The organism is Pseudocolwellia antarctica (assembly GCF_049933045.1).
Lineage (GTDB): Bacteria > Pseudomonadota > Gammaproteobacteria > Enterobacterales > Alteromonadaceae > Pseudocolwellia.
This window is the reverse complement of the sequence record NZ_CP187926.1, coordinates 3,804,842-3,826,492: the sequence shown is the minus strand read 5'-3', so window position 1 is coordinate 3,826,492 and position 21,651 is coordinate 3,804,842. Positions and strand designations below refer to the sequence as shown.

General features: G+C 37.6%; 22 protein-coding genes. 4 read left to right on the top strand and 18 right to left on the bottom strand.

The annotated features are described in order from the left end of the window. Positions 1-185: 185 nt before the first annotated feature. From ACPUVN_RS16625 to ACPUVN_RS16610, 4 genes are all read left to right on the top strand, one after another. Complete coding sequence (locus ACPUVN_RS16625; protein ID WP_426369478.1) at positions 186-668, top strand: MarR family winged helix-turn-helix transcriptional regulator; 483 nt, start codon at positions 186-188, stop codon at positions 666-668. A gap of 12 nt (positions 669-680) precedes the next feature. Further along, positions 681-1,334 (top strand): maleylacetoacetate isomerase, encoded by a 654-nt coding sequence (maiA, locus tag ACPUVN_RS16620; protein WP_426369477.1) that lies wholly within the window; start codon positions 681-683, stop codon positions 1,332-1,334. 16 nt (positions 1,335-1,350) lie between these two features. Continuing rightward, on the top strand, positions 1,351-2,481 hold the full coding sequence (locus ACPUVN_RS16615; protein ID WP_426369476.1) for a CaiB/BaiF CoA transferase family protein: 1,131 nt from the start codon (positions 1,351-1,353) through the stop codon (positions 2,479-2,481). A 92-nt stretch (positions 2,482-2,573) separates the two neighbouring features. After that, on the top strand, positions 2,574-3,383 hold the full coding sequence (locus tag ACPUVN_RS16610) for an HpcH/HpaI aldolase/citrate lyase family protein (protein ID WP_426359203.1): 810 nt from the start codon (positions 2,574-2,576) through the stop codon (positions 3,381-3,383). Positions 3,384-3,648: 265 nt separating this feature from the next. On the opposite strand, the gene glmS is transcribed toward ACPUVN_RS16610, so the two are convergent. The 18 genes from glmS to mnmE form a co-directional block, all read right to left on the bottom strand. After that, positions 3,649-5,481 (bottom strand): glutamine--fructose-6-phosphate transaminase (isomerizing), encoded by a 1,833-nt coding sequence (gene glmS / locus ACPUVN_RS16605; RefSeq protein WP_426359204.1) that lies wholly within the window; start codon positions 5,479-5,481, stop codon positions 3,649-3,651. A gap of 25 nt (positions 5,482-5,506) precedes the next feature. Then, positions 5,507-6,268, bottom strand: coding sequence for a DeoR/GlpR family DNA-binding transcription regulator (locus ACPUVN_RS16600; protein WP_426359205.1), 762 nt, complete (start codon positions 6,266-6,268; stop codon positions 5,507-5,509). A 129-nt stretch (positions 6,269-6,397) separates the two neighbouring features. After that, positions 6,398-7,771, bottom strand: coding sequence for a bifunctional UDP-N-acetylglucosamine diphosphorylase/glucosamine-1-phosphate N-acetyltransferase GlmU (gene glmU, locus ACPUVN_RS16595; protein ID WP_426369475.1), 1,374 nt, complete (start codon positions 7,769-7,771; stop codon positions 6,398-6,400). A gap of 133 nt (positions 7,772-7,904) precedes the next feature. After that, on the bottom strand, positions 7,905-8,321 hold the full coding sequence (locus tag ACPUVN_RS16590; protein ID WP_426359207.1) for a F0F1 ATP synthase subunit epsilon: 417 nt from the start codon (positions 8,319-8,321) through the stop codon (positions 7,905-7,907). Positions 8,322-8,387: 66 nt separating this feature from the next. Further along, entirely contained in the window at positions 8,388-9,773 is a 1,386-nt protein-coding gene (atpD, locus tag ACPUVN_RS16585; protein WP_426359208.1) for a F0F1 ATP synthase subunit beta, read from the bottom strand. Positions 9,774-9,831: 58 nt separating this feature from the next. After that, positions 9,832-10,692 carry a F0F1 ATP synthase subunit gamma gene (gene atpG / locus ACPUVN_RS16580; protein ID WP_426369474.1) on the bottom strand — a complete coding sequence of 287 codons (861 nt, stop codon included), beginning with the start codon at positions 10,690-10,692 and terminating at the stop codon, positions 9,832-9,834. Between the two features lie 30 nt (positions 10,693-10,722). Beyond that, positions 10,723-12,264: a F0F1 ATP synthase subunit alpha gene (atpA, locus tag ACPUVN_RS16575; protein WP_426359210.1), complete on the bottom strand. Its 1,542-nt coding sequence runs from the start codon at positions 12,262-12,264 to the stop codon at positions 10,723-10,725. Between the two features lie 12 nt (positions 12,265-12,276). Continuing rightward, positions 12,277-12,810: a F0F1 ATP synthase subunit delta gene (atpH, locus tag ACPUVN_RS16570; RefSeq protein WP_426359211.1), complete on the bottom strand. Its 534-nt coding sequence runs from the start codon at positions 12,808-12,810 to the stop codon at positions 12,277-12,279. 14 nt (positions 12,811-12,824) lie between these two features. Next, positions 12,825-13,295 carry a F0F1 ATP synthase subunit B gene (gene atpF / locus ACPUVN_RS16565; protein WP_426359212.1) on the bottom strand — a complete coding sequence of 157 codons (471 nt, stop codon included), beginning with the start codon at positions 13,293-13,295 and terminating at the stop codon, positions 12,825-12,827. A gap of 47 nt (positions 13,296-13,342) precedes the next feature. Beyond that, complete coding sequence (gene atpE / locus ACPUVN_RS16560) at positions 13,343-13,564, bottom strand: F0F1 ATP synthase subunit C (protein WP_304368688.1); 222 nt, start codon at positions 13,562-13,564, stop codon at positions 13,343-13,345. Between the two features lie 117 nt (positions 13,565-13,681). Continuing rightward, the gene (atpB, locus tag ACPUVN_RS16555; RefSeq protein ID WP_426359213.1) at positions 13,682-14,452 is read right to left on the bottom strand and encodes a F0F1 ATP synthase subunit A; all 771 of its coding nucleotides are present in this window, start codon (positions 14,450-14,452) and stop codon (positions 13,682-13,684) included. 43 nt (positions 14,453-14,495) lie between these two features. Beyond that, entirely contained in the window at positions 14,496-14,888 is a 393-nt protein-coding gene (locus ACPUVN_RS16550) for an ATP synthase subunit I (RefSeq protein WP_426359214.1), read from the bottom strand. A gap of 189 nt (positions 14,889-15,077) precedes the next feature. Then, positions 15,078-15,953, bottom strand: coding sequence for a ParB/RepB/Spo0J family partition protein (locus tag ACPUVN_RS16545; protein WP_426359215.1), 876 nt, complete (start codon positions 15,951-15,953; stop codon positions 15,078-15,080). Positions 15,954-15,968: 15 nt separating this feature from the next. Further along, positions 15,969-16,763, bottom strand: coding sequence for a ParA family protein (locus tag ACPUVN_RS16540; protein ID WP_426359216.1), 795 nt, complete (start codon positions 16,761-16,763; stop codon positions 15,969-15,971). A 31-nt stretch (positions 16,764-16,794) separates the two neighbouring features. Further along, on the bottom strand, positions 16,795-17,421 hold the full coding sequence (gene rsmG, locus ACPUVN_RS16535; RefSeq protein ID WP_426369473.1) for a 16S rRNA (guanine(527)-N(7))-methyltransferase RsmG: 627 nt from the start codon (positions 17,419-17,421) through the stop codon (positions 16,795-16,797). A 30-nt stretch (positions 17,422-17,451) separates the two neighbouring features. Next, positions 17,452-19,341, bottom strand: a complete 1,890-nt coding sequence (mnmG, locus tag ACPUVN_RS16530; protein WP_426359218.1) for a tRNA uridine-5-carboxymethylaminomethyl(34) synthesis enzyme MnmG — start codon at positions 19,339-19,341, stop codon at positions 17,452-17,454. Positions 19,342-19,753: 412 nt separating this feature from the next. Then, complete coding sequence (locus tag ACPUVN_RS16525) at positions 19,754-20,197, bottom strand: flavodoxin domain-containing protein (protein ID WP_426369472.1); 444 nt, start codon at positions 20,195-20,197, stop codon at positions 19,754-19,756. A gap of 42 nt (positions 20,198-20,239) precedes the next feature. Next, positions 20,240-21,625, bottom strand: a complete 1,386-nt coding sequence (mnmE, locus tag ACPUVN_RS16520; RefSeq protein WP_426359220.1) for a tRNA uridine-5-carboxymethylaminomethyl(34) synthesis GTPase MnmE — start codon at positions 21,623-21,625, stop codon at positions 20,240-20,242. Positions 21,626-21,651: the final 26 nt, after the last annotated feature.

Sequence of the window (21,651 nt, the reverse complement as noted above, 5' to 3'; positions counted from 1 at the left end):
CTTTATTTGAATATTAATAATTTCTTGCAATTTATTCACCCTCCATTAAACTAGTTCCATATGAAACCAAATTTAGTTTTATTTAACGACCCCATACTTGGATATAACTTATTAAGACAGTTTTTTTGAATAACATTTGCTTATATCAACAAGGTCTTTAATGAAAAATGAGAGCCAATATTGCAATGAACAAACAAATAAAAGAATTCATTTTTAGTGATTTTTTTCCTTATCAGGTAAGAGTTTACTACACATCAATAAGTAGCAAGGTTCGAGAAGCTTATGCTATGTCTCATGGGCTTTCTGTTCACGAATGGCGAGTTTTAGTTGTGCTTAACGAACATAAACACGTAACGGCAAAAGATGTGGTTAAACATTCCAGTATGGCTAAAGTTAATGTTTCTAGAGGTGTTGCAGATCTTGAAAAACGTAAATATTTAGAACGACACGAAGACCCAACAGATCGCAGAGCGGTACTCTTAAATTTAACGCCTAAAGGAAAAAAGGCGATGACCGAGCTGATCCCAATTGTACGTGATGTAGAAAAACAAGCACTCGATGGATTATCAGAGGATGAGCGTGAAACATTAATTAGGTTAATGGAAAAAGTTCGCCTTAATGCTGAAGGTATAAAATTGAATCCATCTGACCAAACCACAATAAAATAAGAGAGATTATCTATGAAACTATATACATATTGGCGTTCGTCTGCTGCTTATCGAGTACGTATTGGTCTTAGCTTGAAAGGTCAACCTTATGAAAGTGTTCCAGTTCACTTACTTAGAGATGGTGGTGAGCAGCTTAAAGAAAATTATGCAAAGGTAAACCCTCAACGTCAGGTACCTTCAATGGAGTTGGATGATGGAACAATTCTAACTCAGTCTTTAGCTATCCTTGAATACCTAGATGAAACTTACCCGGAGCCACCACTACTCCCTTCAGAGCCAGTAGATAGGGCTCGAGTGCGAGCATTATCTCAAGTTATAGCTTGCGACATTCACCCTATTAATAACCTTAATGTTCTAAATTATCTAATTAATGATATGAAAGTTGATCCAGACAATAAAGTTATTTGGTATCGCAACACTATTGAGAAAGGTTTTCCTGCACTAGAAGAGCTATTAACTCGTTCTACGAAAACTGGAATATTTTGCCATGGCGATACACCGACTCTAGCAGACGTTTTATTAGTACCTCAGGTATATAATGCGCGCCGATTCGATGTGGATTTGTCTTCTTTTCCAACGATTTGTCGGATAGAGGCTGCGTGCTTAGCACTTGATAGTTTTCGTGCCGCTATGCCAGAAGCTCAAGCCGACGCCCACAAAACTTAATTAGGGAATAATGAACATGAAATTCAACGCGCAGGAAAACCCTAAAGAATCGAACCTTCCACTGGCAGGTCTAAAAGTATTAGCTATAGAGCAAGCTGTTGCAGCTCCTTTTGCTACTTCTCGCCTTGCCGACGCTGGCGCCCAGGTAATAAAAATTGAACGACCAGCTGGAGATTTTGCTCGTGGATATGACACGGTTGCAGCGGGTCAGAGCAGCTATTTTGTATGGCTTAATCGCGGCAAAGACACTTTCACTGTTGATCTAACTACCCCTGAAGGAAAAGACGATCTAACGAATCTTTTATCTGAAGCTGATGTTCTTGTTCAAAATCTTAAACCGGGTTCATTAGCCAGGTTAGGCTTCGATTTCGAGATGCTTAAACGTGATTATCCTAAACTGATTGTTTGTTCTATTAGTGGCTATGGTGAAGAAGGGCCAATGGCACATCGAAAAGCTTATGATCTTTTAATTCAAGCAGAGTCAGGTCTTTGTTCTATTACTGGCGGACCCGATCAAGCCGCTCGTGTTGGCACTTCTGTTGTTGATATTGCTACTGGTGCAGCTGCACATGCAGCTATTTTGGAAGCTTTAATTGGTCGTGGAATAACCGGTAAAGGAGCTCAGATATCAGTTTCTATGTTTGATGTTATGGCCGACTGGCTCACTGTACCTCTGCTTCATTTTGAAGGCGGAAAACCGCCAAAGCGTGTTGGTATGGCTCACCCATCAATTTCTCCTTACGGTGTTTTTGATACTAAAGATGGTCAACAAATTTTGATCTCTATTCAGAGCGATAGAGAATGGGTCAAGCTTTGTGCTGAATTTATTGGTGATGCTTCACTTGGTAAAGATTCACGCTTTGCAACTAATGTTGATCGTGTAGGCATTAGAGAGCAAACAGACGGAATTGTTGCTGCTCGATTTGCAACTTTATCTAAAGATGAAGCAGAAGTTTTACTCGATAATGCTGATGTCGCTTTTGCTTCAGTAAATGATATGGGCGGACTATCAAATCATCCTCATTTACGTCGGATCACAGTCGATTCTCCAAATGGTCCTGTATCTTATCCTGCACCTGCAGCTATATTTGTGGGAGAACAGCGTAATTACGGTTCTGTTCCTGCGTTAAAAAAGCCAGAGAGATAAACCTATTAAGTAAACTTCTGTTTTTATAATGCACGATAACCTACGCCTTGCTGTAATTGGGCACATAATTCTTTTTACGAGGAAGCCACTTAATGTTAAATATTGAAAATATTGTTACTCCTCTTTTTGTACCAGCAAACCGACCTGAACGTTTTGGTAAGGCTGCTGTTTCTGGTGCAGATTCGATCATCCTTGACCTTGAAGATGCCGTAGCTGCTGATGCAAAAGAATACGCTCGTAAGACACTTACTTGTGACTTTACTGATCTTCCAGTTATTGTTCGGGTAAATTCTGAGGGCTCATCGTGGCACATCGAAGATTTACAAGCAGTTAGCCAACTTCCTATTGCAGCGGTTATGCTTCCCAAAGCTGAAGATCCTCAGCAGGTAAAAAGTGTATTTGAAGCTATGGGGGGAAATATTCCAATTATCGCACTCATTGAAACAGCACTTGGGGTTTCAAATGCTGGAAACATTGCGGCAACAAAAGGGGTTAAACGAATTGCTTTTGGTTCAGTGGACTTTTGTGCTGACCTCGGTTGCGCTCATTTGCGTGAGATTCTTCTACCGATACGGTCTGAATTGATAATGGCATCTCGACTCGCTGGAATCGCGGCTCCTATTGATGGTGTAACAACAGCACTTGATGATCTAAACATTAGTTTCGATGATAGTGTTCATGCAAAAAATCTAGGTTTCACTGGGAAATTGTGTATACACCCTAAACAAATTGGAGAGGTTAAGCGTGCATTTCTGCCTTCAAAAGCTGAAATTATTTGGGCGAAAAAAATAGTATCTTCAGGCGATGGTGCAATTTCAGTTGACGGTGAAATGGTGGATGAGCCTGTACGAATTCACGCAAGAGCCATTTTGGCTAGATCGGAAGTTGCAGAAACATTTTAGTTTATACTGAGCTATTACTACTTTACCGTTGTTATTAATTTTAGCCATTAAGTAATGAGCAGTTAATTAATCAACTTGGTATAATTGAAGATTACTCGTACTCGATTAAAGAGCAATCCTCATTTCATCTAAGCTACTTTATATTGTTGTAATATCAAATCGAAGCCTCAACACTTTTCTCAGTCGCCAATGCAATATAGTTATGCTTTAGCTTATGTTGAGACTTATCACTCTCCGACAACTTATATTCTGAAGTAGTAACTAATTATTCAACCGTAACACTTTTTGCCAAGTTACGAGGTTGATCAACATCAGTACCTTTAATAATAGCTACATAGTATGAAAGTAACTGTAAAGGTAGTGTGTAAACGATTGGTGCTATGATGTCATCACAATGAGGTACGTTGATGACTTTCATTGTGTCGTCGCTTTCAAATTTAGCATCTACGTCAGCAAACACATACATTAAACCACCACGCGCTCTTACTTCTTCTACGTTTGATTTTAATTTTTCAATTAAATCATTTTTAGGTGCTACAACAATTACTGGCATTTCAGCATCAATCAAGGCTAATGGACCATGTTTTAACTCGCCAGCTGCATACGCTTCAGCATGAATATAAGAAATTTCTTTAAGCTTTAAAGCGCCTTCCATTGCAATCGGGTATTGATCACCTCGACCTAAAAATAATGAATGGTGTTTATCAGCAAAATCTTCCGCTAAATCTTCAATAGACCCAGCTAACGCGAGTACTTCTTCTAATTTATTTGGTAATTTTTGTAGTGAATTGGTAATTTCAGCTTGAGTTTCTAAGCTCATGCCGTGATGCGAACCAATGGCTATAGTCATCATTAATAAGCCAACTAACTGAGTTGTGAAAGCTTTGGTTGATGCTACGCCTATTTCGACACCTGCTTTAGTCATAAAGGCTAAGTCTGATTCACGTACTAAAGATGAGCCTGGTACGTTACAAATACTTAAACTTGATTTATAACCAATCTCTTTAGCTAAACGAAGTGCCGCTAGCGTATCTGCCGTTTCACCCGATTGAGAGATAGTAACTAATAATGCATTTTTAGGTACATGCGATTTACGGTATCTAAATTCGCTCGCAATTTCGATATTACATGAAACGCCTGCTAATGACTCTAACCAGTAACGTGCAACCATACCTGAGTGATAACTTGTACCACAGGCGATGATTTGAACGTGTTCTATATTTTTAAATATTTCGTCTGCATTTTTACCAAAAGCGTCTGTCTGGATCGTGTTTTCAGTAAAACGACCTTCAAGCGTATTTCTTATTGCTGTTGGTTGTTCATAAGTTTCTTTGAGCATGTAATGACGATATTCGCCTTTATCGCCAGCATCATGACTTACTTCAGATTCTTTTGCTTCGCGCTCAACAGACTGACCATTTGTATCAAAGATATTAACTTCAAAACGTGTGATTTCAGCAACGTCGCCTTCTTCTAAAAATGAGAATTTACGTGTAACAGGCAATAACGCCATCATGTCTGATGCGATAAAATTCTCGCCAACACCGTAACCAATAACTAATGGGCTACCTGAACGAGCAACAACAACACGATCTTTATCGTTAGTATCTAATACTACTGTGCCGTAAGCACCTTCAAGCTGCTTTACTGTTGTTTGAACAGCTTCACGCAAACTAGAAGCTGTTTTTAATTCGTGGTGAACAAGATGTGCAATAACTTCGGTATCAGTTTCAGAAACAAATACGTAGCCTAAGCCTGTAAGTCTGGCTCTAAGTTCTTCATGATTTTCGATAATGCCGTTATGTACTACAGCAATGTTATCGCTAGATACATGTGGATGAGCATTAATTTCACTTGGCGCACCATGAGTAGCCCAACGAGTGTGAGCAATACCAGTACCGCCTGTTAATGGATTAAGTTGAACAGCATCTGCCAACTCTTGTACTTTACCTAAACGACGTACACGATTTATTTTATTATCGTCTCCAATAATAGCAACACCTGCAGAGTCATATCCTCGGTATTCTAATCGACGCAAACCTTCTACTAATATATCTACTACATCACGTTGTGCAACTGCACCTACTATTCCACACATAACTTTTCCTTAATAATGTATATTTTTAATCGGCTATAATTAAATTTATGCCTTGATCAATAATTTTTTTTCTGTTTTCTTCAGATAATTCATTATCTGTTACTACAGTATGTATTTGGTTCATCGGTATTTCGACATTGGGTATTTTTCTATTAAACTTGTCAGATTCAACCATTACTATAACTTCTCTTGAAACCTCAGCCATCACACGAGATAACCCAATTAACTCGTTGAAGGTTGTTGTTCCTCTTTCTAAATCAATACCATCAGCACCAATAAATAATTGGTCAAAATCATAAGATCTTAATGAGTTTTCCGCTACCTGCCCTTGAAACGATTCAGAATGAGTATCCCATGTTCCACCGGTCATCAATAATGTTGGTTCATTTTCTAATGTTTGTAGCTTGTTTGCTATAGCTAAAGAGTTGGTCATTACCACCAAGCCTTTCTTGTTATTTAGCTCTGTAACAAGTGCTGACGTTGTATGACCACTATCAATAATAATACGATTATGATCGTTGATCATCATTGCTGCTTTTTGCGCTATTAATATCTTACGTTGAGAAAGATTTTCATTCTTAGTTTCGGTAATTTCTTTAGGTAAGGGAACTGCTCCACCATATCTACGGAGTAATAAGCCACTATTTTCTAAAATTGCTAAATCTTTTCTGATAGTCACTTCTGACGTATCAAACCGTTTAGCTAATTCATCAACCCCTACCTCACCTTGTGAGTTCAGTAATGTAATGATTGTATGTCGTCGTTGTTGTGTATTACGTTTTGACAAAATACTTCCCCCCAAGTTTCGATTCGAAAGAATTATACCCTAAACCGAAAGGATATCAATAAAGCAAAAAAAAGAGCAACTTAAGTGTTGCTCTTTTTTGAAATAATATGTGTTTACTTAAGCTTATAGTTATTTTTTAGTTGGTCTGCTCCAACCTTCTATATTACGTTGTTTACCACGAGCTACAGCTAGCTCATTATCTTCTACATTTTTTACAATAGTCGATCCTGCAGCCGTTGTCGCCATATTTCCGATCGTAACAGGGGCAACTATAGATGCATTTGATCCGATAAAGGCGTTGTCGCCAATAATCGTTTTAAATTTATTTACACCATCATAATTACACGTAATGGTACCAGCACCTATATTAGAATTTTCGCCTATTTCAGTATCACCTAAGTAAGTTAAGTGTCCTGCTTTAGAGCCTTTACCTAATATGGTTTTTTTCATTTCAACAAAGTTACCTACATGCGAATCTGCTTTAAGCACTGAACCTGGACGAATTCTGGCAAATGGTCCTGCTGAAGCATTTTCACCTATAACCGCGCCTTCAATAATCGAGTTAGGTTTAATTATCGCATTTTCACCTATTTCACTGTCAATAATTATACAGTTAGCCCCAATTGTTGCACCATCAGCAATAGACACTTTACCTTCGAAAATACAGTTAACATCAATAGTAATTTCTTGACCTACTGTAACTTCACCACGAATATCGATACGATTTGGATCAAGTATACTTGCACCAGCAATCATTAGCGCTTCAGCTTGTCTGTACTGATAAGCTCTTTCTAATGATGCAAGTTGAACTCGGTTGTTCGCACCTTCGACTTCAATTTCACTATCAGGATGCGCTGTAGCTATTTCTTTACCTTCTTTATGTGCAGCTGCGATAATATCAGTGAGGTAATATTCACCTTGAGCATTATCGTTTGACAAGTTTGATAGCCACCTTTTTAAATCGCCACCATTAGCAAGCAAAATACCGGTATTACACTCGTTGAGGAGTAACTGTTCTACACTTGCATCTTTTTGTTCAACAATACCTACTACAGTTCCGTTATTGTCAGTAGATACTTCACGCATAATACGACCGTACCCATTAGGATTAGCAAGGTGAACGGTTAATAATGACATTCCGTTAGCTGGTTTAGCTGCAAGTAGTCTATTTAAGGTTGATACTTTAGTTAGAGGAACATCACCGTAAAGTACTAATACATCTTCATCGTCTTTCAAGTAAGGTGATGCCATATCTACAGCATGTCCTGTACCTAATTGTTCTTTTTGCTCAACAAAAGTCAGATCGTCGCCAAGTACTTTTTCTTTTAATACTTCGCCACCAAAACCATAAACTAAATAGGTATTTTCAGCATTAACTTGTCTTGCTGCATCAATAACATGATTTACCATAGGTTTGTTTGCAATAGGGTGCAAAACTTTTGGTAAAGAAGAACGCATACGAGTACCTTTACCCGCGGCTAATATTACGACTGAAAGTGACATTTTGATTTCCATTATCTGATTGAAGATATATTACTTATGTATTGTAACTATTTTTCCATAAAAAAAACGACCACTTACTTATCGTAAAGGTCGCTTTTTGTATCACTAAAACTTACTGTGTAAGCTTAAACTGTTATTTGCTTGAAGCCTGAATTACACGTAATTGCGCCACAGCGCGAGCTAATTCAGATGCAGCTTCAGCATAATCGACGTCGCCGCCATGATCATTTAAGTGCTTTTCTGCTCTTTCTTTAGCTTGTAATGCGGCTTCTTCATCCAAGTCACCGCCACGTACAGCTGAATCAGCTAGTACAGTAACGTTATTTGGCTGAACCTCAAGCATACCGCCAGATAAGTAGATGATTTCTTCTTCACCACCTTTCTTAACGATTCTTGCCATACCAGGTTTTAGTGAGGTCAGCAAAGGTGCGTGACCAGGCATAATACCTAATTCACCTTCGCTACCTGTGATCTGTAATGATTCAATGCTACCAGAAAATAAGCTTTCTTCAGCACTTACAACATTAAGATTTACAGAAAGTATTGCCATGTTGACCTCCAAATGGGCGACTAGATTGTTAAGTATTATACTTAAACAGTTAGTCGCCAGCCTTCATTACATGTTTTTAGCTTTTTCAGTTGCTTCTTCAATAGAACCAACCATGTAGAAAGCTTGCTCAGGTAAATCATCAAATTCACCAGCAAGTAATCCTTTAAAGCCACTAATAGTGTCTTTAAGTGATACATACTTACCAGGAGAACCTGTGAATACTTCAGCAACAAAGAATGGTTGTGATAAGAAACGTTGAATTTTACGAGCGCGGTTTACCGCAAGCTTGTCTTCTTCAGATAACTCATCCATACCTAAGATAGCAATGATATCTTTAAGTTCTTTGTAACGTTGTAATGTAGATTGAACGCCACGAGCTGTTTCGTAATGCTCAGCACCTACTACTAACGGGTCTAATTGACGCGAAGTAGAATCTAGTGGATCGATAGCAGGGTAGATACCTTGCGATGCGATGTCACGAGAAAGTACAACAGTTGCATCTAAATGAGCAAACGTTGTAGCTGGCGATGGATCGGTTAAATCATCCGCAGGTACGTATACCGCTTGGATTGAAGTGATTGAACCTTTCTTCGTTGACGTAATACGCTCTTGAAGAACACCCATTTCTTCAGCAAGTGTTGGTTGGTAACCAACGGCTGATGGCATACGACCTAACAATGCAGATACTTCAGTACCAGCAAGAGTATAACGGTAGATGTTATCTACGAAAAATAATACGTCACGACCTTCGTCACGGAATTTTTCAGCCATAGTCAAACCAGTAAACGCTACGCGTAAACGGTTTCCTGGAGGCTCGTTCATTTGGCCGTAAACTAACGATACTTTATCAAGTACGTTTGAATCGTTCATTTCATGGTAGAAATCGTTACCTTCACGAGTACGCTCACCTACACCAGCAAATACTGAGTAGCCGCTATGCTCGATCGCGATGTTACGAATAAGTTCCATCATGTTAACGGTTTTACCAACACCAGCACCACCGAATAAACCTACTTTACCACCCTTAGCGAATGGACAAACTAAATCGATTACTTTGATACCAGTTTCTAATAGTTCATTAGACATCGCTTGGTCAGCATACGCTGGCGCTTGACGGTGAATTGACCATTTTTCTTCTTCGCCGATTGGGCCAGCTTCATCGATAGGCTCACCCAATACGTTCATAATGCGACCCAAAGTTGCAGTACCAACTGGAACTTGGATGTTATTACCTGTGTTTACTACGTTCAGACCACGACGCAAACCATCTGAAGAACCCATAGCGATAGTACGAACTACACCACCACCAAGTTGCTGTTGTACTTCTAGTACTAAGCCACTTAAGTTGCCTTCGGTTATATTTAACGCGTCATATACCTGAGGTACAGCATCTTGTGGGAATTCTACATCCACAACTGCGCCAATGATTTGGACGACTTTACCTGTACTCATGTTTAATCCTCTAATCTAGTGCTCTTATTTACTAATAAAATAAACAAAGAACCTTTGCTTATACCGCTGCTGCACCTGCACAAATCTCACCCAATTCTTGAGTAATACTTGCTTGACGAGCTTTGTTATATACCAATTGTAAATCATCAATTAAGTCACCCGCATTATCTGTTGCAGCTTTCATTGCAACCATACGAGCGGCTTGTTCACATGCGAGGTTTTCAACCACACCTTGATATACTTGAGATTCTGTATAACGAACTAATAGTTGTTCAAGCAATGCTTGAGCATCTGGTTCGTATATATAATCCCAGCGATGCTTAATTGCGTCATCATCTGACTTAGGCAAAGGTAAAAGTTGATCGATCGTCGGTTTCTGCGTCATTGTGTTAACAAACTTGTTATACACAACAAACAACTTATCTATATCACCATTATCGTAGGCATTTAACATAACTTTCACACTACCGATTAAATCGGTAAGTGAAGGGTTATCACCTAAACCTGAAATTTGTGAAGTGACTTTAGAGCCCATATTGTTGAAAAACGCTGTAGCTTTAGAGCCAACAACTGCAAATTCAACTTCTGCGCCCGCTGATTGCTGTTTACCAGCATCAACAAGTACTTTTTTAAATAAATTAATATTTAAACCACCACACAAACCACGGTCTGTTGATACAACGATATAACCTACGCGCTTAACTTCGCGTTCAACCATATAAGGATGGTTGAACTCTAAATTACCAAGCGCGATGTGACCGATCACATTTCGCATATTTTCAGCGTATGGACGAGATGCAGCCATGCTATCTTGCGCTCTGCGCATTTTACTAGCTGCAACCATTTCCATTGCGCTGGTGATCTTCTGTGTATTTTTTACACTTCCGATCTTTGATTTAATCTCTTTACCACCAGCCATGACTTATTCTCCGCGAAAAGGTTAACTAAATTACCAAGTTTGGGTAGCTTTAAAAGCTTCAATAGCTTTAGCCAAACCAGCTTCGATATCTTTGTTATAGTCACCCTTCACGTTGATAGTAGCCATAAGTTCAGCGTGATCACTGTTCACGTATGAACGAAGTGCATCTTCAAAATCAACTACTTTTTCAATAGCAACATCGTTTAAATAACCTTTTTCTGCGGCAAATAAAGATACTGCTGTTTCAGCAATTGATAATGGGCTGTATTGCTTTTGCTTCATCAATTCAGTAACACGTTGTCCATGCTCTAATTGAGCACGAGTCGCGTCATCTAAATCAGATGCGAATTGAGCAAATGCGGCTAATTCAGCATATTGTGCAAGTGCTAAACGGATACCACCACCAAGTTTCTTGATGATTTTCGTTTGCGCAGCACCACCAACACGAGATACAGAGATACCAGCGTTAACAGCAGGACGAATACCTGAGTTAAATAGGTTAGATTCTAAGAAGATCTGACCATCGGTAATTGAAATAACGTTAGTTGGTACGAATGCCGAAACATCACCCGCTTGAGTTTCAATAATTGGTAAAGCTGTTAAAGAGCCTGTTTTGCCTTTAACTGCACCATTAGTGAATTTCTCAACGTAAGCTTCGTTTACACGAGCAGCACGTTCTAATAAGCGTGAGTGAAGATAGAATACGTCACCTGGGTAAGCTTCACGACCTGGCGGACGACGTAATAGTAATGAAATTTGACGGTAAGCAACTGCTTGCTTTGACAAATCATCATATACGATTAACGCATCTTCACCGCGGTCACGGAAGTATTCACCCATAGTACAACCAGAGTAAGCTGATAAGTACTGTAAAGCAGCAGCTTCAGATGCACCAGCAACAACAACGATAGTATTATCTAACGCGCCGTGCTCTTCTAATGAACGAACTAAGTTCGCTACAGTAGATGCTTTCTGACCGATTGCTACGTATACACACTTGATACCAGTGTTTTTCTGATTGATGATTGCATCTAGTGCAATCGCAGATTTACCGATTTGGCGGTCACCAATGATAAGTTCACGTTGACCACGACCGATAGGAATCATTGCATCAATTGACTTAATACCTGTTTGTACAGGTTCGTCAACAGACTTACGTTCGATAACACCTGGTGCCATTACTTCAACAGGAGAGAAACCATCGTTTTCGATAGGTCCTTTTCCGTCAATAGGTTCACCTAATGTGTTAACAACACGGCCTAATAAGCCACGTCCTACTGGTACTTCCAAAATACGGCCAGTACTTTTAACTTTTACGCCTTCAGCTAGGTCCGCATATGGGCCCATAACTACCGCACCTACCGAATCTCGGTCTAGGTTTAACGCTATTGCGAAGCGGCTGCCAGGAAGTTCTATCATCTCACCTTGCATAACATCTGCAAGGCCATGGATGCGAATGATACCGTCAGTTACAGAAACGATAGTACCTTCGTTACGAGCTTCACTAACTACGTCAAACTTTTCAATACGATTTTTAATCAGTTCGGCGATTTCAGTGGAATTCAGTTGCATGCTCTGTCCCCGTTAAGATTGCATTATTGTTGCTAAGCGGCTCAGTTTACCTCGTACTGAACCATCTATTACCATGTCACCAGCTTTAATTATTAAGCCAGAAACCACGTTCGCGTCTACAATACAATTGAGCTTTACTTTTCGAGCCAAACGCTTTTCAAGCGCGGCACTTAATGTAGTTACTTGATCCGCTACTAATTCAACAGCAGATGTTACATCCACAGTAATTTCTTTTTCATATTCAGCTTTTAAAGCGCTAAATTGAACAAGAACTTGTGGTAGTACCAACAAACGTTCATTTTCAGCCATTACTTTAATTAAGTTTTGGCCTTTACTGTCTAGTTGATCTTCACAAACTTTTAAAAATAAGTCTGTGGCCTGATCAGCAGAAACACCACCTGAAAGGTAGGTTTTAATCGTTTCATTTTCAGAAACTTCTGCAGCAAATACTAACATGGATAACCATGTATCAATTGTATTTGCTTCAACAGCAAAATCGAACGCTGCTTTAGCGTAGGGACGAGCAACGGTAGTCAATTCAGACATAAGCTCTATCCCTCTTAAAGTTCAGCTACAAGTTTATCTAAAATGTCGCTATGTGCAGCGGCATCGATTGAACGCTCAAGAATTTTCTCTGCGCCAGCTACAGCTAAAACTGCAACCTGTTGACGAAGTTCTTCTTTTGCTTGATTACGTTCTGTTTCTATTTCTGCATGTCCTGCTGCTAAGATTTTTTCTTTCTCAGCTTGGGCTTTAACTGCAGCTTCTTCTACTATAAGAACTTCACGCTTCTTCGCAGCTTCAACAATCTCAGCAGCTTGAGCTTTCGCTTCTTTTAGTTGTGCTGTTGCTTTCCCTTGAGCAAGCTCAAGTTCTTTCGCAGCACGATCTGAAGCAGCAAGTCCGTCAGCAATAATTGCTTGACGCGCTTCTATAGCACCAATAAGTGGTGGCCATACAAACTTCATACAAAAAATTACAAATACGATAAATGCGATTAATTCACCAACTAAGGTCATATTAAGATTCATTTATGTATCTCCTATTTTAATTCGCGTAAAAAAAACTTAAAGAAAAATTAAGCACCAACTGCGAATAATAGGTATAAGCCGATAGCAACACCGATCATTGCGATAGCATCAATAAGACCTGCTACGATGAACATTTTCACTTGAAGTTGTGGTGCTAATTCAGGTTGACGAGCTGCAGATTCTAAGAATTTGCCACCAAGTATACCAAAACCGATAGCAGTACCTAAAGCACCTAGACCGATTAGTAAAGCAACAGCGATATATAACATATTTATCTCCGATTATTTAAGTTAAAGTTTAAAGTTGAAATTTGTAATTTGTTTTACGGGCTTCCTGCCCTAAACCCTTCGGCCCGACTAGTGTCGTTCTAACTCAGTCCCGAAGAGTTAGTGATCTTCATGCGCTAAACTTAAGTAAAGAATAGTTAGCATCATAAAAATAAACGCTTGTAATGGGATAACCAATAAATGGAAAGCAGCCCATAAAAAGTGTACTGGCAATTGGAATAAACCAATTGTCGCAATTAGCAAGAATATCAACTCACCCGCATATAAGTTACCGAATAAACGTAACGCTAATGATAATGGACGAGCTAATAAGGTAACCATTTCAAGTACAAAGTTTACTGGGTATAAAGACCAGTGACCAAAAGGCTGAGTAGTTAATTCTTTAATGAATCCGCCAACACCTTTAACTTTGATTGAATAGTAAATAATAAGGAAAAACACACCTAATGCTAAAGCAAAAGTCATATTTGGATCTGTTGTAGGTACAGCTTTCATGTAATGAACGCCAAACAACTCAAAAATACGAGGAATAAGGTCAACTGGAACCCAATCCATTGCGTTCATTAGTAATACCCAAACAAATATAGTTAATGCTAAAGGCGCAATAACTGGGTTTTTACCATGAAACGTACTTTTTACACTGTCATCTACAAATTCTACTACCATTTCTACTGCACATTGCAGTTTTCCTGGTACGCCCGTATTTGCTTTTTTAGCAACCGAACGAAAAATGTAGAGAAAAACGATACCGAGAAATATTGACCATCCTAGCGTATCTATGTGAACAGCCCAAAAGCCTTCGCCCACTGTTAGATTTTGCAAATGATGTTTAATATATTCTTGGCTGGTTATTTCAGCACCTGAAGCCATATTAAATTACCCTAATGATTAAAGTTTAAAAAAACTATCCCAATTATTCTTTATTGATAATTGGTTGTAGCAACGGCATAACCATTACTAAACAAAACATGCCAAATAAAGGCAGTGGCTGTATCACTATAAACTTAAAAGTTAGTGAAAATAAAATAGCCGTTAATACCATCTTTATTTTTACACCACTAAAGAAAGATTCAACTACTTTCTTAGCAGAGCGTGCACCTGCATATCTGAATGCTTTTAGTGCAAAAATTATATTAGGTATAATTCCAATCAAACCACCTATTAAGGCTGATTTGGCAGAATTCATGTCCCATATAATATAAATACCGACCGTGAAGCTCATTACCAAAATACAAGTAATGAATATTTGCTTGAATGCTATTCGTAGCCCTATTTTAGCTAGCTCATTTTGTACAAAAAAGCTCACTACAACTCCTACTAAAACATTCGTAGTTCACGTAAACATTTAAAGTAATTACTTTAAATTTAAAAAGTCTGCGCAAGTATACTTAATTACTCTTTTATTGCAACAAAATAGGGCTTATCTAGCTCTATTATTGTGCAAAACATTTCTTTTTTTTTATTGCTTACTTGTAATGCACTATAAAAGTTTTCATTAAGTACCAAATTTTGAGATTATGCCATCAAGCTCTTCTAAATTTGTATATGAAATAACAAGTTTACCTTTACCCTTTTTATTATGGGAAATAGAAACTTGTGAACCTATTTTTTCTGATAAGTTTTGCTCTAAAGATTGTGTATCTGGATCTATCTCTTTAGCTTTTTCTTCTTTAGCAGGTTCTTGTAACTTTTTAATCAAGGCTTCGGTTTCTCTCACCGTTAATTCTTTAGCAACTACAATTCGCGCTGTATTATTTTGTTCTTCATCAGCAAGCGCTAATAAAGCACGTGCATGGCCCATTTCTATATCGCCATGTTCTAAAAATGTTTTTACTTCGTTATTTAAATTATTCAAACGTAATAAGTTACTGACTGTTGTTCTTGATTTACCTACAACATCAGCTACTTCTTGGTGAGTCAGTTCAAATTCAATTAATAAACGTTCTAATGCAATAGCTTCTTCCATTGCATTTAAATCTTCACGTTGAATATTCTCAATCAGTGCGATTGCTACAGCAGATTCATCAGGCACATTTTTGATTAAACAAGGAACTCGATCTAAGCCTGCGATTTGAGCTGCTCGCCAACGTCTTTCACCAGCAATAATTTCATATTCTTCATTGTCTGTTTGACGAACAACAATAGGCTGAATAATCCCTTGAGATTTAATTGAATTAGCTAACTCAATTAACGCGTCATTCGACATATCTTTTCGAGGCTGATATTTACCAGGCTTTAATTGCTCGATAGGAAGTTTTTGAAGTTCGCTTTGTTCTGAATCCGCTGAAGAATTATCAGATGAGTCTTTAGGTACTGATGTTAAAAGGGCATCTAGACCTCGGCCTAGTCCTCTGCGTTTAGTTGGACTCATAGTTTTCCTTGAATGTTAACTTGTTACGGTTTCTTTGTTAGCTTTTTTTTCATTTTTACGAAGTATTTCACCAGCTAATGCTAAATATGCTTTAGCGCCTGTTGACGATTTATCGTAATACATTGCTGGTGAGCCAAAACTTGGGGCTTCAGCTAAACGCACGTTTCTTGGGATCACCGTTCTATAAACTTTGTCTCCAAAGTGACGCTTAAGCTGTTCAGATACATCATTTGCTAAGCGATTTCTTGGATCATACATGGTACGTAGAATACCTTCTATATGAAGGCTTCCATTAACCACAGATGTGAGTTGTGAAATAGTATCCATTAATGCTGTTAGTCCTTCTAATGCATAGTATTCACATTGCATAGGCACTAAAACTGAATCGGCAGCTGTCATTGCATTAACCGTTAGCATGTTTAATGAAGGAGGGCAGTCAATAATAATGTATTCATAGTCATTTCTGACTTTAGCTAATGCTCTTTTTAAACGTTGCTCTCTTGAATAAACTTCCATGAGTTTAATTTCAACAGCTGTTACGTCAGCATTAGCCGCAATAAGGTGATAAAGACCTGTTGTTTCTTTAATAACAACTTCTTCAAAAGGTTTTTCTTCAACGAGTAATTCGTAACATGTCGCTGGAGCATCATATTTATCGATACCACTTGCCATAGAGGCATTACCTTGTGGATCAAGATCAATAAGTAATACTTTTCTTTTCGTCGCAGCCAAGGACGCAGCTAAGTTAACTGAAGTTGTTGTTTTACCAACTCCACCTTTCTGATTAGCTACAGCAATTATTTTTCCCACAATTCCCTCGAATATTCTCGTTTACAATATTTTATTGTATTTTAACTAATTCAATTAAGTGTCTTTCAGCATTTAATTGAGGAACAATTATAGTATGACTTTTTATCATTGTTACGTTGTTAGGTAAATTGTCAATTTCGTCTGTTGGATACTGTCCTTTTAATGCTAAGAACTTTCCATGATCTTTAGTGACTAAATGGTCACACCAAGTAACCATATCATTAAGTGAAGAAAATGCTTTACTTAATACACCATCAAATGGTTTTTCAGGTTGGTACTTTTCTACGCGCGCTTGAACAGGTGTTACATTTTTAAGGGATAGTTGATAGGTAACTTGTTTAAGAAAGGTAATACGCTTACCTAAGCTATCTAATAAAACAAATTCTTTATCTGGGTATGCTATTGCTAATGGAATACCTGGTAAGCCAGGTCCTGTTCCTACATCGATAAAATGTTGGCCCTCTAACAGAGGACCTATCATTAGGCTGTCCATGATATGTTTTATAATCATATCTTGTGGATCGCGAATAGAGGTTAAGTTATAAGCTTTATTCCATTTATTTAATAATTCTACATAATCAATAAGTAATTTTACTTGTTGATCAGAGAGCTGTAATTCGGTTTCTTTTATTAGTGTTTTTAATTTATCAGTCAACATGAGTAAATTACTGGCTCTTATGATTAAAGATTAAGCTGATTTACGTAATAAACCATGCTTTTTGAGATAAACTAATAATAACGAAATTGCAGCAGGAGTAATACCTGAAATTCGCGATGCTTTACCAATAGTTTCTGGTCTAGTGTCTGTTAGTTTTGCAATAACTTCATTTGATAAGCCAGATATTTGTGAAAAATTAAAATCATGAGGTATCAAAGTAAGCTCATGTTTTTTCTTTTTCGCAATTTCTTCTAACTGACGATCTATGTAACCTGCATATTTTATTTGTATTTCTATTTGCTCTGAAGCTTGTACATCTTTTATTTTTGGACCTAAGCTTTCAATACTCATCAGGTCATCATAACTAACTTCTGGACGACGTAATAAATCTTCTAAACTATTTTCTTTGCTAATAGGTGTTTTTAATAATGGATTAATATCATCTACTGCAGCATGATCTTTATGGATCCATGTTGTTTTTAAACGTTGACGCTCTAGTTCTACGTTTTCAATTTTTTCATTAAAACGTTTCCAACGAGCTTCATCAACTAAACCAAGCTTGTAACCTTTTTCAGTTAATCGAATATCTGCGTTATCTTCACGTAATAATAATCTGTATTCAGCACGAGAGGTGAACATTCTGTAAGGTTCTTTAGTCCCTAGTGTAGCTAAGTCATCAATCAATACGCCCATATAAGCTTCATCACGACCTAAAATAAGCTCTTCTTTACCTTGAACGCGTGCAGCGGCATTGGTTGCTGCTACTAAGCCTTGAGCTCCAGCTTCTTCGTAACCTGTCGTTCCGTTTATTTGGCCTGCAAAATACAAGTTACTAATAAATTTGCTTTCAAGTGTTTGTTTTAAATCTCTTGGATCAAAGTAGTCATACTCAATGGCATAACCTGGTCTTGTAATGTGAGCATTTTCAAAACCTACAATAGATCTTACTAAATCCATTTGTACGTCAAAAGGCAAACTCGTTGAAATACCATTTGGATAAATTTCATGTGTCGTTAAGCCTTCAGGTTCAACAAATATTTGATGTGAATCTTTATCAGCAAAACGATGGATCTTATCTTCAATTGAAGGACAGTATCTTGGACCAATTCCTTCAATAACACCTGTGTACATTGGCGAACGATCTAGTCCACCACGAATGATGTCATGAGTTTTGATATTAGTATGTGTGATAAAACAAGAGATCTGTTCAGGATGTTGCGATCTATTTCCCATATAAGAAAATACAGGTCTAGGATCGTCACCTGGTTGTTCTTGCATTACAGAAAAATCTAGGCTTCTAGCATCTAGTCTAGGAGGTGTTCCAGTTTTTAAACGATCGATTCTAAATGGCATGTCTCTTAAGCTTTTAGCTAAGTTCACACTAGCAGGATCCCCTGCGCGACCACCTTGATAATTATTTAAACCAATATGTATCTGACCTGCTAGGAATGTTCCTACGGTTAAGACTACAGACTTAGCTTTAAACTTTAATCCCATTTGAGTTGAAACACCGACAACAACATCGTTTTCTAGAATAAGATCGTCACAAGGCTGTTGAAAAATAGTTAGGTTTTCATGGTTCTCTAAAGTATTTCTAACAAAAGATTTATACAATAATCTATCAGCTTGAGCTCTAGTTGCTCTTACTGCTGGCCCTTTGCTTGCGTTTAGGGTTCTAAATTGGATAGCAGCATGATCTGTTGCTGTAGCCATTAAACCACCTAAAGCATCAATTTCTTTAACTAGGTGTCCTTTGCCAATGCCACCTATCGCTGGGTTACATGACATTTGACCTAAGGTATCGATATTATGCGTTAAGAGTAATGTCTTACAACCCATACGTGCAGCTGCTAAACAAGCTTCTGTTCCAGCGTGTCCACCGCCAACAACAATTACGTCGTAAGTTTCTTGATACCACATAAATTTTTTAACCTTTAGATTAATGATCTTTTCAAATTAGGGAGCGTATTTTAGCTTGTTTTTGGGAGGAGGGGAATGATCAAATACCGAAAAAGATCTTAGTATGATCTTCTTAAATATATATAAGATCTTTTTAATGATCTTGTAGTTATTACTTATTAAGGATCCTTTTTTCTGTTGATAAGTCATTTTATGATTTTAATTACAATAAGTTAGGTCACTATAAAGCTTGTTCACAACCTTGGATCATTTAACTTTAAACCTATGATCAAAAGGGCTTGTTATCCACAGGGAGAATAAGTTTTATTTCTATACACTGAATAATAATAAGAAAATAATAGGTTGATCACAGAGTTATACACAATAGCTGTTTTATTTTTGTTATTCTGTGAATAACTTCTTAGTAAGTTCATTATAATAGATCTTTATTTTCAGTGATCCAGCATTGAGCAAGATCTTCTGGATCTATATCTTGTGACATATCCATAAGTTTTATGGGTGTTATATTGTTGCAACCCTTTGAATCCAATAGTTTATCTATATTTTTAGCGGCCAAGCAATAAGTATCATAGTTACGATCACCGATCCCTATGATCATATAATTAATGCTTGTTAGATCCTGTGTGCTGTTTTCAAGATCTAAAACGAAATTTTCGATATTATCAGGGTAATCTCCTGCACCGTGGGTTGAGATGCAAATGAGCCAATTTATGTTTTTATTTTCTATTTCGTTAAAATTAGGCGCTAAATGCAGCTGAGTTTGATGCCCTAAAGTGTTTAATTGTTCTTCACAAGCTTCAGCTACGTACTCAGTTCCACCTAACATACTGCCAACAATAATTTGATATGAACTCATATTTCTCTCATAAATGGGGTTAAATAATACGGATTTTTAGCTTTATTTACCGATACAAAACGATGAAAATATCTCAGTTAATAAGTCATCATTAGTAAATTCACCTGTTATTTGGTTAAGTTCTTCTTGGCAAAACCTTAGTTCTTCAGCAAGTATTTCACCTGCTACATAAGATTCTAGTTGTTCTAAACCTATCTCTAAATGATTATGTGCTTTTTCCAATGAAGATAAATGCCTACGGCGAGCCATAAAACCACCTTCAGTACTTCCCTGATAGCCCATAATCTCTTTTAAATGCTCTTTTAGTACAGCAACACCATCGCCACTTTTAGCTGATAATGTGATTGTAGGTGTGTTATTTGGATTTGAGTATCCTGTTTGAACTTTACTAATGTCAGCTTTATTACGAATAACCGTTAAACCAATTTTTTCAGGTAGTTTGGCAAAAAACTCAGGCCATTGTTGCTTAGGATCCTCATCAATATTTAGTGATGAATCCACCATAAGTAATACACGATCGGCTTGGCTAATTTCGTTCCATGCGCGCTCAATACCTATTTGTTCAACCTTATCTGTGCTTTCTCGTAAACCTGCAGTATCAATAATATGTAGTGGCATTCCGTCAATATGTATTTGCTCTGAGAGGACGTCGCGAGTTGTGCCAGCTATGTCAGTTACTATCGCGCTTTCTTTACCGCTTAGTGCATTCAGTAAACTTGATTTACCTGCGTTAGGTCTACCTGCGATAACAACACGCATCCCTTCTCTAATAATCGCTCCTTGGTGTGCTTGCTTACGCACATCAATCACTTGAGCAATGATACTTTTTAGCTTATCTACAACTTTTTTATCTGCTAGAAAATCAATTTCTTCTTCTGGAAAATCTATGGCAGCTTCTACGTACATTCTTAAATGAATTGTATCTTCAACGAGTTGATTAATAAGTTTAGAGAAATCACCTTGTAGGGAATTAAGTGCACACTTTGCTGCTTGCTCTGAGCTTGAATTGATTAAATCAGCAATGGCTTCTGCTTGTGTTAAATCGAGTTTATCGTTTAAAAATGCTTGTTCACTGAATTCACCAGGATTTGCCATTCTGACTTTAGGTACGGATAAAATTTCTTTAAGTAACATATCTAAAATTACAGGGCCGCCGTGACCTTGAAATTCAATAATATCTTCACCAGTAAATGAATTTGGACCTTTAAAATAAAGTGCGATGCCCTGATCTAATATTTCATTATTTAAGCTTTTAAAAGGCAGGTATTCAGCTTTTCTTAGTTCAGGAACTTTACCTAAAATAGCTTTAGCTACATTTTGTACTTCTGGGCCAGATACTCTGATAATGCCAACTCCACCTCTACCTGGTGCGGTAGCTTGTGCAGCAATGGTTTCTTTAGATGTATTAGAAAAGCTAAGCTCTGTCATTGTTTATCTCAGTTAAATCGATTTAA